General features: G+C 67.8%; 11 protein-coding genes. 6 read left to right on the top strand and 5 right to left on the bottom strand.

Features of this window, described 5'->3' with window-relative positions; translation table 11 throughout:
- Positions 1–24 precede the first annotated feature (24 nt).
- The 5 genes from EPN51_RS22750 (at position 25) to EPN51_RS22730 (ending at position 7073) form a co-directional block, all read left to right on the top strand.
- The gene (locus EPN51_RS22750; protein WP_293047170.1) at positions 25–1326 is read left to right on the top strand and encodes a HAMP domain-containing sensor histidine kinase; all 1302 of its coding nucleotides are present in this window, start codon (positions 25–27) and stop codon (positions 1324–1326) included.
- 136 nt (positions 1327–1462) lie between these two features.
- Positions 1463–2737 carry a cytochrome P450 gene (locus tag EPN51_RS22745; RefSeq protein ID WP_293047168.1) on the top strand — a complete coding sequence of 425 codons (1275 nt, stop codon included), beginning with the start codon at positions 1463–1465 and terminating at the stop codon, positions 2735–2737.
- Positions 2738–2753: 16 nt separating this feature from the next.
- Positions 2754–3860 carry an NDMA-dependent alcohol dehydrogenase gene (locus EPN51_RS22740; protein WP_293047166.1) on the top strand — a complete coding sequence of 369 codons (1107 nt, stop codon included), beginning with the start codon at positions 2754–2756 and terminating at the stop codon, positions 3858–3860.
- 150 nt (positions 3861–4010) lie between these two features.
- Positions 4011–5534 (top strand): aldehyde dehydrogenase family protein, encoded by a 1524-nt coding sequence (locus tag EPN51_RS22735; protein ID WP_293047284.1) that lies wholly within the window; start codon positions 4011–4013, stop codon positions 5532–5534.
- A 3-nt stretch (positions 5535–5537) separates the two neighbouring features.
- Positions 5538–7073, top strand: coding sequence for an AMP-binding protein (locus EPN51_RS22730; protein ID WP_293047164.1), 1536 nt, complete (start codon positions 5538–5540; stop codon positions 7071–7073).
- Here the strand turns inward: EPN51_RS22730 and EPN51_RS22725 are convergent.
- The 4 genes from EPN51_RS22725 to EPN51_RS22710 form a co-directional block, all read right to left on the bottom strand.
- A complete protein-coding gene (locus EPN51_RS22725) occupies positions 7057–7887 on the bottom strand; it encodes an oxidoreductase (RefSeq protein WP_293047162.1) in 831 nt (276 codons plus the stop codon). The genes EPN51_RS22730 and EPN51_RS22725 overlap by 17 nt on opposite strands.
- A gap of 124 nt (positions 7888–8011) precedes the next feature.
- Entirely contained in the window at positions 8012–8677 is a 666-nt protein-coding gene (locus EPN51_RS22720; RefSeq protein ID WP_293047282.1) for a nitroreductase family protein, read from the bottom strand.
- 14 nt (positions 8678–8691) lie between these two features.
- Positions 8692–10209: an Hsp70 family protein gene (locus EPN51_RS22715; RefSeq protein ID WP_293047160.1), complete on the bottom strand. Its 1518-nt coding sequence runs from the start codon at positions 10207–10209 to the stop codon at positions 8692–8694.
- A 9-nt stretch (positions 10210–10218) separates the two neighbouring features.
- Positions 10219–12483 carry a carbon starvation CstA family protein gene (locus EPN51_RS22710; protein ID WP_293047158.1) on the bottom strand — a complete coding sequence of 755 codons (2265 nt, stop codon included), beginning with the start codon at positions 12481–12483 and terminating at the stop codon, positions 10219–10221.
- A 101-nt stretch (positions 12484–12584) separates the two neighbouring features.
- On the opposite strand from EPN51_RS22710, the gene EPN51_RS22705 reads away from it, so the two are divergent.
- Positions 12585–13862, top strand: coding sequence for a GNAT family N-acetyltransferase (locus EPN51_RS22705; protein WP_293047156.1), 1278 nt, complete (start codon positions 12585–12587; stop codon positions 13860–13862).
- Between the two features lie 12 nt (positions 13863–13874).
- Here the strand turns inward: EPN51_RS22705 and EPN51_RS22700 are convergent, their stop codons facing one another.
- Complete coding sequence (locus tag EPN51_RS22700) at positions 13875–15416, bottom strand: ATP-dependent DNA ligase (RefSeq protein ID WP_293047154.1); 1542 nt, start codon at positions 15414–15416, stop codon at positions 13875–13877.
- Positions 15417–15443 lie beyond the last annotated feature (27 nt).

The following is a 15443-nucleotide window of genomic DNA, read 5'->3' as shown; positions in this document are numbered from 1 at the left end:
AGCCCCAACCCTATGGTCAGCTGGGTGAGACCGCTCGATCAGCTCCGAACCACGGTGGACTTCGACGGCGAGGACTACGGGCTGGCCCGCACCGTCGTCGCGGTGCGGGTCGCTGTGGTTATCTCGATCGGCGTGCTGCTGGCCATCGGACCCCAGTGGGTCCGCCAGCACGCGCCGGCCACTGTGGCGGTGCTGGGGGGCGCGATCGTCTACGCGGCCGTCGCGATGGCCTATCCCCAGCTGGAGGTCCGGCGCACCCGGTACGCGTGGCTGGTCACCGGCTTCGACTCGGCATTCACGCTGGCGCTCATCGCGCTGAGCGGGGGCGTCTACAGCCCCGTGGTCGCCGTGTTGGCGCTCGCGGTCATCGCCTCGGCGGCGCGGCTGTCGTTCAACGAAACCCTGCTGGTCGCAATCCTTTTGGGCGCCGCCTACATCCCCGTGGCGCTGATCTCGTCGCCAGAACATCCGGTCAGCCCGGCGGCTCCGGCGCTGCAGGCCGGCTGGTCGGCGCTGTATCTGATCTTCATCGCGATCATCACCGCGGGGCTGTCCGCGCTCGCCGAACGCGAACACCGCTCGCGGCTGCGGGCGCTGGTAGATGCCGAGGCCGAACACGCCGCCGCCGAAGAGGAGCGAGACCTGCGGGCGCGCCTGCTGCGGTCCTACCAGTCGCAACAGGATGGACTCCAGGTGCTGGTGCACGAATTCCGCACTCCCGTCACGTCCTTGGAGGCGCTGACCGAGGCGCTGACGTCGACCCAGCCGATGTCGCAGGCCGACCGGGACACCAGTCTGCAGCTGGTGGCCCGGCACGTGCACCACCTCGCCGACATGCTCGACGCCCTGTCCGACGTCGCGCTCAGTCGCCGCCCGACATTCTCGGCGGGCCGGGTCCGCCGCGTCGACGTGGCCGACCTCATCGTTGCCGCCGCCGACGCGGTCGGCCTGGCACCACCGCGGTTGCGGCTGTCCGTGAGCGACGACGTCGGGGCCGTGGCCGTGAACGCTCAGGGGCTGCGCCGCGTGCTGACCAACCTGCTGGAGAATGCCTCCCGGCATGGCCGGGGCGAACCGGTCGACATGACCTGCTCCCGGGACGGCGAGGAGTTGGTCCTCACGGTGGCCGACCGGGGTCCGGGCATCCCGCCCGAGAGTCTTGGCGAGCTGACCACCAAGTACGTCAGCGTCGGCGGGCAACGCGGCACCGCCGGGCTGGGCCTGTGGATCGTGCAGCAGATCGCCGAGGCGATGGGTGGCCGGGTGGGCTTCAGTGCGCGCGACGGCGGTGGGTTGGTCGCCACCTTCCGCGCCCCGATCGCCTGATCGCCGGTTCCACGCGCTGGCCCGCGCAGGCCAGTGGATGGCACTCGCGCCTGTGCCGTACCGCCGCCGCGCTGGCCAGCATGGGTGCAACGCCGCGGTGACGCGCGCCACCGCACATTGCCAGAAAGGGCCCCCGATGACCGCATCCACGACCGCGCCCACCCACAAAGACATCGATCTCAGTGCCCGCGAGTTCTGGGCGAGACCCCCGGAAGAGCGCGACGCCGGCTTCGCCGTCCTGCGCGCGGAGAACCCCGTGCCGTGGAGCCGCCCCGCGGAGTCTGATCTGCTGCCCCCCGAGCTCAACACCAGGGGATTCTGGTCGCTGACCAAACAAGACGACATCCGCATGGCCAGCCGCCACCCGGAGATCTTCTCCTCCGCGCAGGGCATCACGATGGAGGACTTCGCCCCCGAGGCGGTGGCGATCGCGCAGTCGTTCATCGCCATGGACGCCCCGCGCCACACCCAGCTGCGCGGGATCACGACGGAAGCCTTCAAGACCAGGAACGTGCGCCGCTTGGAAGGCTGGATCCGCGGCCACGCCCACGACCTGGTCAGCGAGATGGCGCACCTCGGTGAAGGCGACTTCGTCCAGCTCGTGTCGGTCAAGCTGCCCGGTCGCATCTTCGGCAGCTTCTTCGGGTTGCCCGACGGTGAGCTGCGTGACACGGCCGTTCGCGCCGCCCAACGGCTGGTGGGTTGGACAGACCCGAACATCCGCGGTGAGCAGAGCGAACTCGAACTGTTCATGGGCGCCGTGATGGACCTGCACGAGGTCGCGACGGTGCTGATCCCCGAGCGGCGGGCCAACCCCGGTGACGATCTGATGACCTGGATGGTGCAGGCCGAGTTCGACGGCAAGAAGATGACCGACGACGAGCTGAAGGCGTTCTTCGTGTTGATGGGCGTCGCGTCCAACGACACCACGCGGCACGCCTCGGCCCACGCCATCGCGGCCCTCTCGAAGTTCCCCGAGCAGCGCGCACTGCTGGTCGAGGACGTCGACGGCCGGGTCGGCACCGCGCTCGAGGAGGTGTTGCGCTGGGGATCGCCGTTGCTGCACATGCGCCGCACCGCCACCCAGGACATCACCGTGCGCGGCTCGGAGATCAAGGCGGGCGACAAGGTCGTGCTGTGGTACTACTCGGGCAACCGCGACGAGGACGTCTTCGAAAATCCCCATTCGTTCGACATCCTGCGAAACCCGAACCCGCACATGGCCTTCGGCGGGGGCGGCCCGCACTTCTGCCTGGGCGCGGCGCTGGCCCGCACCATGCTCAAGGCGTTGCTGACCGAGGTCTACACACGCATTCCGGACATCTCGGCACCGGAGCCGCACTACGCGCTGGCCAACTTCATCAACGGCGTCAACAGCCTGCCGGCGACCTGGACACCCGAGAAGCGCTGACCCGAAGGAGTTTCGGATGAAGACCAAAGCGGCGGTGCTGTGGGGGCTGCACCAGAAGTGGGAGATCGAAGAGGTCGACCTCGACGGGCCCAAGGAGAACGAGGTCCTGGTCAAGATCGCCGCGGCCGGGCTGTGTCATTCCGATGACCACCTGATCACCGGCGACATGCCGATGCAGCTACCGGTGGTCGGTGGGCACGAGGGCGCCGGCGTCGTCGTCGACGTCGGACCGGGTGTCACCGACGTCGCCGAGGGGGATTCGGTGGCGTTGAGTTTCATTCCGGCCTGCGGTCGTTGCGGACCGTGTTCGCGGGGCATGAGCAACCTGTGCGTACTCGGCGCCGCCATCATCGCCGGACCGCAGCTCGACGGCACCTTCCGGTTCCACGCCAAAGGCCAGGGGTTGGGCCAAATGTGCGTGCTGGGAACCTTTTCCGAATACACGGTGGTGCCGCTGGCGTCGGTGATCAAGGTGGACCCCGCCACCGCGCTGGACACCGCCGCGCTGGTCGGCTGCGGGGTCACCACCGGCTACGGCAGCATGGTGCGCACCGGCGAGGCCCGGGACGGCGACACGGTGGTGGTCATGGGTGTGGGCGGGATCGGGATGAACGCGGTGCAGGGCGCGCGGATCGCGGGCGCACGCGTCATCGTCGCCCTCGATCCCGTGGAGTACAAACGGAATCGTTCGGTCGAGTTCGGCGCCACCCACACGGCGGCGACGGTGGACGAGGCGCAGGCCCTGATCACCGACCTGACGCGCGGCCAGCTGGCCGACGTCTGCGTGGTCAGCACCGATTCGGCCGAGGGAACCTATGTCGCGCAGGCGCTGAGCCTGGTCGGCAAGCGCGGCAGGGTGGTGATGACCGCGATCCCGCACCCGGCCGACACCCGCGTCGACATGTCGCTGTTCGACCTGACCCTGTACGAAAAGCAGGTCCGCGGATCACTTTTCGGATCGTCCAATCCCCGCCACGACATACCCCGGATGCTCGACCTGTACCGCGCCGGTCGATTGAAGCTCGACGAACTCGTCACCCGCGAGTACACCCTGGAGGAGATCAACACGGGCTACGCCGACATGCACGCCGGCGTGAATCTCCGCGGACTGATCCGGTTCTGAACCGCCCATGAATCTCATCACCATCGTGGCCATTCTTGCTGCTCCGCTGGGCATCCCGGCCGGGGTCAGCGTGGCGCACCACGCCGCCGGCCGATTCAGGAGCTCCGCGCGATGGCGCCGACGGATCCGATGAACAAGAGCGAGGACGACATGACCGGCATTGCGCACTATCCGATGTACATCGACGGGCGGTGGCGCGACGCCTCGAGCAGGTTAGAGGTGCGCGATCCCGCGACCAATGAAGTGGTCGCGACCGTCGCCCAGGGCGACGTAACCGTGGCCGACGAGGCCGTCGCCGCGGCGCACGCGGCACATGCCTCCGGTGTCTGGCGGTCGACGCCCGCCACCGAACGCGCCCGCATCCTCGACGCGATCGCCGACAACCTCGCCGCGCGGCTCGACGAGTTGACCGCCCTGCAGGTGCGCGAAAACGGCGCGACCGCAAGGTCGGCGGGCGCGTTCCTGCTGGGCTACTCGATCGCCCACCTGAAATACTTCGCCTCGTTGGCGCGCTCATATGCTTTCGAGGAAACCGGACCATTGATCCAAGCGCCCACGCTGGCCGCCGGGGTGCTTCGCCGTGAGCCGGTCGGCGTCTGCGCCGGCATCGTGCCGTGGAACTTCCCGTTGCTGCTGGCGGTGTGGAAGCTGGGTCCCGCGTTAGCGGCAGGCAACACGATAGTGCTCAAGCCCGATGACCAGACGCCGCTGACGTTACTCGAATTGGCCAGGGCGGCAGACGAAGCCGGGCTGCCGGCGGGGGTGCTGAACGTGGTCACCGGACCCGGCCCGGTCGTCGGCGCCCGGCTCGCCGAACACCCCGATGTTCGCAAGGTGGCCTTCACCGGCTCGACGGAAGTCGGCAAGACCGTGATGCGCGCCGCCGCCGGCAACGTCAAGAAGGTCACCCTCGAGCTGGGCGGCAAGGGCGCGAACATCGTCTGCGATGACGCCGACCTGGATCTGGCCGTCGACGGCACGCTGTTCGGATTCTTGCTGATGGCCGGTCAGGCCTGCGAATCCGGAACGCGGCTGCTGCTGCATGTATCGATTCACGACGAGTTCGTGCGACGGCTGGTGGCCCGCGCGTCCACCCTCGTCGTGGGCGATCCGATGGACCCGGCCACGGACATCGGACCGCTGATATCCGCCAAACAGCAAGCGCGGGTGGAGAAGTACGTCGCGCTCGGGCAGGAGGAGGGATGCCAGATCGCCTTCCAGGGCACCGTCCCCGCCGAAGCCCGGTTCGCCGATGGTCATTGGGTCGCGCCGACGATCCTGACCGGGGCCACCAACGACATGCGGGTGGCCAGGGAGGAGATCTTCGGGCCGGTGCTCGTCGTGATCAAATGCGCCGACGACGCCGAGGCGGTCGCGATCGCCAACGACAGCGAGTACGGATTGTCCGCGGGCGTGTGGACCGCGGATAACGAACGCGCGTTGGCGATCGCGCGCGAATTGGAGTCCGGCACGGTGTGGATCAACGACTGGCACATGGTCAACGCGATGTTCCCCTTCGGCGGTATGAAGCAAAGCGGTCTCGGGCGTGAGCTCGGACCCGGCGCCCTCGACGAGTACACCGAGCAGAAGTTCGTCCATGTCGACATGACCAATGACCGCGCCAAGCGGGTCTATGCCGTAGTCGTGTCGGCCGCCGCCGCGGAAGCGACCTGATCGGTGTATCCGGCCACCCACGCCGAGAATGGGCCTGACCGCCCCGCGGTGATCCTTGCGGAATCCGGACATGCGTTGACCTACCGGCAACTCGACGACAACTCCGCTGCGCTGGCGCGGGTGCTGTACGACGCCGGACTCCGCCCCGGCGATGTCGTCGCCCTGCTGTCCGACAACGCCGCCGAGGTGTTGGAGGTCTACTGGGCCACGCAGCGATCGGGCCTGTACATCACCGCCGTCAATCACCACCTCACGGCGCGGGAGGCCGCCTACATCGTGCGCGACTCGGGTGCGCGCGCGGTGATCGTCTCGGCCGCACTGGCCGACCTGGCAGCCGAAGCCGCCGCGCAGGCCGGCAACCCCGCGCTGCGGCTGGCATTCGGCGGCGACGTTCCCGGCTTCGCCTGCTATGAAACCGCCATCGCCGAGGCCGGCCCCCGCCTGCCCGCGGAGCCATCAGGCGCCGTCATGCTGTACTCCTCTGGCACAACGGGATTCCCGAAGGGCATCAAGCCCCCGCTGCCGAGCCGCCGTATCGACGAACCGGGTGATCCGATCGTCGCGATGGCCAGCCAGTTCTACGGAATCAAAGCCACCGACATCTATCTGTCTCCCGCGCCCGTCTACCATGCCGCACCCCTGCGATGGTGCGGCATGGTGCAGGCGCTCGGGGGCACGGTGGTGCTGGCCAAGAAGTTCGACGCCGAAGCCACCCTGCGCTACGTCGAGCAGTACCGGGTCACCGTCGCGCAGCTGGTTCCCACCATGTTCGTACGGTTGCTCAGACTCGACGAAACCGTCCGCCGACGCCATGACTTGTCGAGCCTGCGGATGCTGATGCATTCCGCCGCGCCCTGCCCCGCGGATGTCAAACGGGCGATGATCGAGTGGCTCGGCCCGATTCTCTACGAGTTCTACGGCTCCACCGAGGCGCACGGCCTGACGTTCATCGACTCGCAGCAATGGCTCGCCCATCCGGGGTCGGTCGGGCGAAGCGTGCTCGGGGCGCTGCATATCTGCGACGACGACGGGGACGAGGTACCCGCGGGTGCCGTCGGCACCGTGTACTTCGAACGCGATCACCTTCCGTTCGAGTACCACAATGATCCCGACAAGACCGCCGCGGCCTGCCACCCGAAACATCCGTTCTGGACGACCGTCGGCGATCTCGGCTATCTCGACCCTGATGGCTTCCTGTACCTGACGGACCGGAAGTCGTTCATGATTATCTCCGGCGGGGTCAACATCTACCCGCAGGAAGTGGAGAACGCCCTAGCGCTGCACCCCGCGGTGTTCGATGTCGCTGTCATCGGCGTTCCCCACCCCGAAATGGGCGAGGAGGTCAAAGCTTTCGTGCAGGCGGCACCGGGGGTGAGTGGAACCGATGCCCTCGCAGCAGAGCTCATCGACTACGTTCGCGACAGGATCGCCCATTACAAGGCGCCCCGCTCGGTCGAGTTCGTCGACGACCTGCCCCGGACACCGACCGGCAAACTCGCGAAAAACAAGCTGCGGCAGGCGGTTACGGCCCGAAATTAGTGCCGCTCGTCAGCTCTTCCCACTTGTTGATCTCGGCTGCCCGCACCTCCGCGGCGTAGCGATAGGCGGCCAGCGCATCGGGCCCCAGCAACAGAAACGACGGCGGCTCGGGCGACTCGACGGCCGCGATGATCGCGGTGGCGGCCTTGGCGGGATCGCCGGGCTGGTTGCCATCCATGGTGTCGTTCTCCTTGCGACGCCGCCCGGCGGTTGCGGCATAGTCGTCGATGACGGCGGCCGACTGGCTCAACGAGCGTCCGGCGAAGTCGGTGCGGAACGCACCGGGCTCGACGATGGTCACCGAAATACCCAGCGGGACAAGCTCACCGCGAAGGGCTCCGCTCATGCCTTCGATCGCGGCCTTGGCCGCCGCATAGTAGCCGGACCCCACCGGGGTCAACTGGGCGCCGATCGAAGAGATGTTCACGATCGCACCGCGGCGGCGTGCCCGCATGTCGGGCAGGACGGCCTTGATCATGGCGACCGTGCCGAAGAAGTGCGTCTCGAACAGCGTGCGGACATCGGCGTCAACGCCTTCCTCGACCGCGGCGCGATAACCGTAACCGGCGTTGTTGACCAACACGTCGACATGGCCGAACCGCACCTGTGCCTGCTGCACGGCGGAGGCGACCTGCGCCGGTTTGGTGACATCGAGGGCTACGGCGAGCATCCGCTCGGGGGCGGACTCGGCCAGGTCGCCGACCGCGGTGACGTCACGCGCGGTGACGACGGCGTTGTGGCCGGCGGCGACGACAGCCTCGGCCAATGCGCGACCGAGTCCGGTCGAACAGCCGGTGATGAGCCACGTGGACATCAGAATGTCTCCCTTCACGTCTGCCGGTCGAGCAGGATCGGATCGTCGTCATCCCGGTCGTCGACGGTGTATCCGTGTTCGGGGGTCGACAGAGCGTCCAGATCGATATCGGTCATAAGATCCGTTACCCGTCAAAAGCCGGGCCGTCGAATCGATCACGGGTGATGAACTCGGCGACCGGCCTGCGGCGCAGCTTGCTCAGCTGCCGCACCGGTTTACCGAGAGGCACGACGGCGGCCACCGCGTGCAGCTCGGGGATGCCGAGCAGTCGGCGGACTTGAGGTTCGGCCGCGATGGCCATCGTCGTGATGGTGCCGCCGTAGCCCTCGCTTCGCGCGGCGAGCAAGATGTTCCAAATCAGCGGATATACCGACGCCCCGCCGGCGATCCCGACGCGGTCGAGATGCTGATCGAGGGCGGCGACAACGGTCAGGTCAACCGAGACCACAAGTACCACAGGCGCTTTCGCGATCGGGGCCATGAACGTGTCGGGGATCTCCGTCTCGTCGATGACCTCTCGCGGCACCCGACTGGGATAAATTGAGTTCCAGGGGTTTTCACCCGCCTGCAGCTGGGCGAAGTAGCGGCGCGCCGCGGGCACCCCGAGCTCGGCCAACTGGCGGCGCACCGTCGGATCGCGCACCACGGTGACGTGAGCGCCCTGCCTGTTGCCCCCGCTGGGAGCGAACCGGGCGTTGTCGAAGATGCGCGCCAGCACCTCGTCGGGCAGGGGATCGTCGGTGAATTCCCGTGCCGCGAAAGAGGTTCGCATCACGTCATACAGCTGCATGTCAGGAGGGCTCATCAACTCGCCGGCGCGCACCGCTCCAGCCGGAAGGTGCGTTTGAACCCGGCCGGCTGCGTCGTCAGGGTCACTTCCACCGCACCGCTGGGCGCGATGACGTAGTGCTCCTCGACATCGGGTCCGTCCTTCCAGCGGCCGACCGGCTGGCGCCCGAGGTCGTCGCGGTCGTGGAGGGCCGGGTCGAACGGAAACAGCACCGGGTCATACGGCGTGACGTCGCCGTCGGGCCGCCCGTTGACCAGGCGGCTGCATTCCACGAACCGGAAGTGTCCGATGTTGTGTGCCGCTCGATATTTCCGCTTCACCACTAGCGGGGATTGCCCGTCGGCGGGCAGTGAAACGTCTTTGCACACGATCGGGTCGAAGACGACCCCGGCGCCGGCTTCGGCTTCCCGGAAAACCCCGAAATTCCTCGAAAAGCGTTCGGACAGCGCGAAACCGGACTCCTTGTCGAGGAAAACGGCAAGACCGATGGCCGTGGCGGCGAAGGGGTGCGGTGAGCGTTTCACCCGCTTGTCGCCGAAGTTGCCGCGCAGCATCCGGGATACCAGCGGGAAACCACCGGCACCGCCGACGACGTAGATGCCTGCCACCTCCGAGAGGTCCACGTCGTCGCGGCGGCGGGCCGGGTCGCGCAGGACCCGGTTGAGCGGCTCCATCGTCTGATCGACCAGCGGCGCGCACACCGAGTAGACGTCGTCGATGGGGCAGGAGAACGGCGGCCGATCGAACGGGGACAGGTCCACCAGAAAGCGGCGCGTCTGCGGCCCGACGGCCTCCTTGCGGGCGGCGCATTCTTCGGCCAGCGCGTCGCGGGTGGCGGCGTCGAGGCCGGGCAGGTTCGCGCCGGCCAGCACGAGCCCGACGATCGCCTCATCGAAGTCGTCACCACCGAGGCGCTGGATACCCTCGCTGATGACGACCTCGTTCGCGTGCCCGGTCATCTTCAGCAGCGACGCGTCGAACGTTCCCCCGCCGAGGTCGTAGATGAGGACGTATTCGCGTTTGGCGGTGATGGTCGAGCGATACCGATGGGCGTATTCCAGGCTCGCGGCCGACGGCTCGTTGAGCAGCGCGACGACGTGAAACCCGGCGGCCACGTAGGCATCCAGGGTCAGCAGGCGCTGGGCGCTCGAGGCATTGGCCGGCACGCTGACCGCGGCTTCGATGGCTTCTCCGGTGGCGAGCGTGACGTTCGAATGACGCTGCAGATCGGTTTTCAGCTGGGCCAGAAACCCGGTGAGCAGGTCGGCCAGTCGATGGTCACGGCCGGCGATGTTTACTTCGGTCTGGGGGCCGGCGTCGTTGAGCAGACGTTTGAACGAGCGCAGCACCGACCACCCCGGCTCGTGGCGGACGGCGGCAGCGTCCGCGCCGAACCGCAGCTCCCCGGCGGTGTTGGCGGCGATGATCGACGGCCACGCGTCCACGCCGTCGAAGGAGACGACGGGATAATTGCCTCGGTCGACGGCTGCGACCACGGTGTGGGTAGTGCCAAAGTCGATACCGACCCTCATCGCGCAAGTTTAGGACCGCGCCGTGGCCTTGGGCACAACCTTTTTCCCCGGCGCGTCCCATCGCCGTTGCAACTCTCGCTCGGCGGCGGTGGCGATCAGACCCGACGGCGCGAAGAACTTCGAGGGCACCGGCTCGTCCTCGGTCAATGGCCGGCCTGGCCCGCGAATTACCCCGAGCGCGACGACGATTCCGGTGATCACCACGATGACGACGGCGACCGCGAAGAGGATGGACAGCGTGCCTTGGATGAAGGTGTTCCTGATGACGTCGTCGAGTTGGTGGGCGTTTTTGGCCGATCCGAACGACGTCTTACCGGCGCTTCTGGCGGCCAGGTATCCGAAATGCTGGGTCCAGTAGCCGACGGCCGGATCCGCGGAGAAGATCTTCTGCCAGGACGCGGTCATCGTGACGACCAGATCCCACAGCAGCGGAACCCCGGGAATCCACGCCCACTTCAGGAGGCCCTTCTTGATGACGATCACGGTGATGACGGTCAGCGCGATCGCGGCGAGCAGCTGGTTGGCGATGCCGAACAGCGGGTACAGCGTGTTGATCCCGCCCAGCGGATCGGTCACGCCCATCAGCAGGATGCTGCCCCACGCTGCGGCCACGGCCAGGCTGCACAACCAGACGCCCGGGCGCCAGCTCGGGTTGCGTAGCTTGACCAGCGGAGCACCCAAGTTGCCCAGCGTGTCGGAGAGCATGAACCGTGCGACGCGGGTGCCCGCATCGACGGCGGTGAGGATGAACAGCGCCTCGAACATGATCGCGAAGTGGTACCAGAACGCCTTGAGGCCGGCGCCGCCGAACACCCGGTACAGCACCTCGGACATCCCGACCGCCAGCGTCGGCGCTCCGCCGGTGCGCGACACGATCGACTTCTCGCCCACCCCGGCGGCGGCCTGATTGAGCTGCTCCGCGGTCGCCGGGGCCCCGCTCAACCCGAGTCCATTGACGTAGTGCGCGGCGGTGGCCGCGGTGCCGTCGGTCCGCGCGGCCGGGGCGTTGAGGGTGAAGTAGAGGTGCTGGTCGAGGATCGCCGCGCTGACCAGCGCCATGACGGCGACGAACGACTCGGTCAGCATGCCGCCGTAGCCGATCAGCCGCATCTGGCTTTCCTTCTCCAGCAGCTTGGGCGTCGTCCCCGACGAGATCAGCGCGTGAAACCCGGACAGCGCGCCGCAGGCGATGGTGATGAACAGGAACGGGAACAGCGCGCCGGGGAACACCGGCCCGTCGCCGCGGGACGCGAATTGCGACACTGCGGGCGCCTGCATGACCGGCCGCGCGATGCAGATACCGACGGCGAGTAGCGCGACGGCACCGACCTTCATGAACGTCGACAGGTAGTCACGCGGCGCCAGCAGCAACCACACCGGCAGCACCGACGCGACAAAACCGTAGATGATGATCAACCAGGACACCGTCACCGCGGATAAGCTCAACCAGGATGTGCCCCAAGAGGTTTCGCCGACCCACGCGCCGGAGGCCACGGCGACCAGCAGTAGCGCGACGCCGATGAGCGACACCTCGGCCACCCGGCCCGGACGCAGGAACCGCAGATAGCAGCCCATGAACAGGGCGATGGGAATCGTCATGGCGATGGAAAAGATGCCCCAGGGGCTTTGGGCCAGTCCTCGCACCACCACGAGTGCGAGCACCGCGATGATGATCACCATGATGACGAACGCCCCGAGCAGTGCGGCCACGCCGCCGGTGGCGCCGAGCTCGTCGCGGGCCATCTGGCCCAGCGAACGGCCGCGGCGCCGGGTAGAGATCCACAAGACCAAGTAGTCCTGCACGGCGCCGGCGAACACCGCGCCGATGACGATCCAGATGCTGCACGGCAGATAGCCCATCTGGGTGGCCAGCACCGGACCGACCAGTGGTCCGGCCCCGGCGATCGCGGCGAAGTGATGGCCGAACAGCACCCGGCGGTCGGTCGGCACGTAGTCGGTGCCGTCGTCGAGAACTTCGGCCGGCGTGGCGTGGTCGTCGCGCGGACGGACGATCTTGCGTTCGATCAGCCGGGCATAGAAGCGGAATCCGATGAGGTAGGTGCAGATCGCCGCGACCACGAACCACACCGCGTTCACCGTCTCGCCCCGTGCGAACGCGATGATCGCCCAGGCGACGGCGCCGATCACCGCGATGATCGCGAACATGACCTTGTGCCGCGGCGTGATGGGGGAGCGGTCGACGATGGCGACGGGTGGCAGGTCTTCGTCGGTGCGGATGTAGCTGACGTCTCTGCCGTCCTCTTTGAGAGCCACGGCGGAAACCCTACGCGCGCAAAACCAATGACGCCTGTTTTGGTGGAGCGGGCCGCAGAACGTCGATGGCCATAACGGGACGAGGGCATTACCGTTGTCTGATGTCGTTATGGCGACTGCGTGATTACGACGACGACGACCTGGATCAGGCGATTCAGATCTGGGATCAAAGTCGTACTCCGGGATCGGCGGAGCCGGTGTTCGCGGTCGCCGAAGTGATGGCGGCCGCCCGGGGCGGGCAGCCGGCGGTGGTCGCCCAGATCGGCGACGAAGTGGTCGGCATGGCCGTCGCGCGGACCGACGGCGAGCGGGCGTGGGTGTTGCTGGTCGCCCTGGCGGCACGGTGGCGTCATCGCGGTATCGGCAGCGCACTGCTGGCCGATCTCGAACGACGGCTGCGGTCGGTTGGGGTGCGCAAAATCTGCACCCTCCTTCCCGAGGGTGCAACCGGTTCGGCGGCGCTGGAAAACTCCGGCTACACCCGCCGTGACGGGCTGGTGTACTACGAGATGGTCGAACACCTGCGGCCCGATCAAGCCAATCTGCTCGCCGAACTCGGCGGGCGGCTGCTGCCGCCGGGGCTGTGGCAGGAACTGGCCGGCATGGAGCGAGAGAAGCGATTGATCGAACAGTGCATCATCGCCCCGCTGGCCCACCCCGACATCGCGAACCGCTATAGGGTCCGCCCCCCTAAGGCGGTCATCTTGTTCGGCCCGCCCGGGACGGGGAAAACCAGCTTCGCAAAAGGCATTTCGTCGCGGCTCGGCTGGCCGTTCATCGAGCTCTTTCCGTCCCGGCTGGCGGCGGTGGCAGATGGCGGACTGGCGGCGTCGCTTCGCGAAGTGTTCTCAGATCTGGCCGAGCTCGATGAGCTGGTGCTGTTCATTGACGAAGTCGAGGAAATCGCGATCGCGCGCGCCGGTGCCAGCACCACCGAAACCGGCGTCACCAATGAACTGTTGAAACTCATCCCGTCGTTTCGTGAGCACGACCGGTGTCTGCTGGTGTGCGCCACCAATTCGGTCCGGTCGCTGGACTCGGCATTCTTGCGGCCCGGGCGCTTCGACTACGTCATTCCGGTCGGTCCTCCGGATGAGCCGGCTCGCGCGGCTGTATGGAAACGCTATCTCGGCGAGGGTGATTCGGGCATTGATGTCGACCAGTTGGTCGCGGCGACCGAGCTGTTCACCCCCGCCGACATCGAGTTCGCCGCCCGCAAGGGCGCGCAGGTGGCGTTCGATCGTGAAATGCGGCATGGCACGGGAGAGCCTCCGACCACGGCAGATCATCTGGCGGCCATCGGCGACATCCGGCCGACGCTGACCGCTGCGATCCTGGCCGAATTCACCGACGACAAAGCACGATTCGCAAGAGTGTAGTCCCCGAGTGGATCAATACAGCGCGCGCACGGCGTCGATCGTGTCGGCTTCGGCGGGGCTCTTGTCGTCGCGATACCGCACGACGCGGGCGAACCGCAGCGCCAGCCCGCCGGGGTAGCGCGACGACTTCTGCACGCCGTCCAGGGCCACCTCGACCACCTGCTCGGGTCGCACGCGCACCACGTAATCGTCTGTGCCGCCGACGGCCAGTTCGCCGAACCGGGCGGTCTGCCAGTCCAGCATGGCGTCGGTCATACCCTTGAAAGTCTTTCCCACCATGATGAATTCGCCGGTGGCCGGGTCCCGGGCGCCCAGATGGATATTGGAGAGTTTGCCGCGGCGGCGCCCCGATCCCCACTCCACGGCGAGCACCACCAGGTCCAGCGTGTGCACCGGCTTGATCTTCAGCCAGCCCGCGCCGCGGCGACCCGCCTGATACGGCGCGTCCGGCGCCTTCGCCAGCACGCCCTCGTGGCCGGCGGCCAGCGTCGCGTCCAGGAACCCGCCCGCTTCGACCGGGTCGGAGGTGAGCAGCCGATCGACGCGCTGCGCGGGTGGGACCAACGCGTCCAGGGCGGCCAGCCGGTCGGTGGTCGGCGCGTCGATCAGGTCAACGCCGTCGCGGTGCAGAATGTCGAAGAAGAACACCGAAAGTGGCTGCGCGGCAACGGCTGCGGCGACATCGACTGAGCGGCCGAACCGCGATGCGGTGACCTGGAAGCGCTGTGGCCGGTTGTCCGGGCGCAGCGCGATCGCCTCGCCGTCGGCGATGAGGTCGGTGACCGGTAGTGCCCGCGTCGCCTGCACCACTTCGGGCAGCCGGGCGGTGACGTCGTCGAGGCTTCTGGTGTAGACGGTGACCTCGTCACCGGCGCGGTGAATCTGTACGCGCGCCCCGTCCAGCTTTGCTTCGAAAATCGCCTGCCCGCCGTGGCGTTCGAGCGCATCGGCCACACTGGCCGCGGTCTGCGCCAGCATCGGGCCGACCGGCCGGCCGACCCGCAGGGTGAAGGTGTGCAGGGCGGTCGCGGAGCCGGACAAGGGGCCGGACAGCGCCGCCGCCGCCACCGCCGGCAGGTCCCCGCCCAGCATCGCGGCCCGCTGCACCTCGGCGGCGGGGATACCGGCGGCCGTGGCTACGGCGTCGGCCATGATTCCGGCCAGCGCGCCCTGGCGCAGTTCGCCGCCCAGCAGTCGGACCAGAAACGTCTGCTCGGTTTCGGTGGCGGCGGCGAACAGGGCGGCCAGGAGTGTGGCGCGGCGAGCCTGTGCGCCTTTGCCGGACACGGCGCCGATCCCGGAGAAGGTGGCGTCGACGCCGGCGACGGTCAACGCGGCGTTCGCGGCCGGCGGCGGGCGCGAACGCAACGCCGCCCAGCCGACACCGATTTGACGTTGCCGCAACTCGCCGGAAAGCCAGGACACGACGATCGTGACCAGACTGGCATCGGGGGCGGCCCGCCCGAGCAGGTCGGCGATGCGGGCGACCTTTTTCAGTCGCGACGACGTGCTCCCGACGTCGATTGACGTCGTCGCCACGTCGAGAAGGAGCACGTTTGCCAGCTTGGCATGGCTCGGTGA

Source organism: Mycobacterium sp. (genome assembly GCF_004298145.1).
GTDB lineage: Bacteria > Actinomycetota > Actinomycetes > Mycobacteriales > Mycobacteriaceae > Mycobacterium.
Note: the sequence above shows the minus strand (reverse complement) of the source record. Positions and strands in the feature narration are given on the sequence as shown.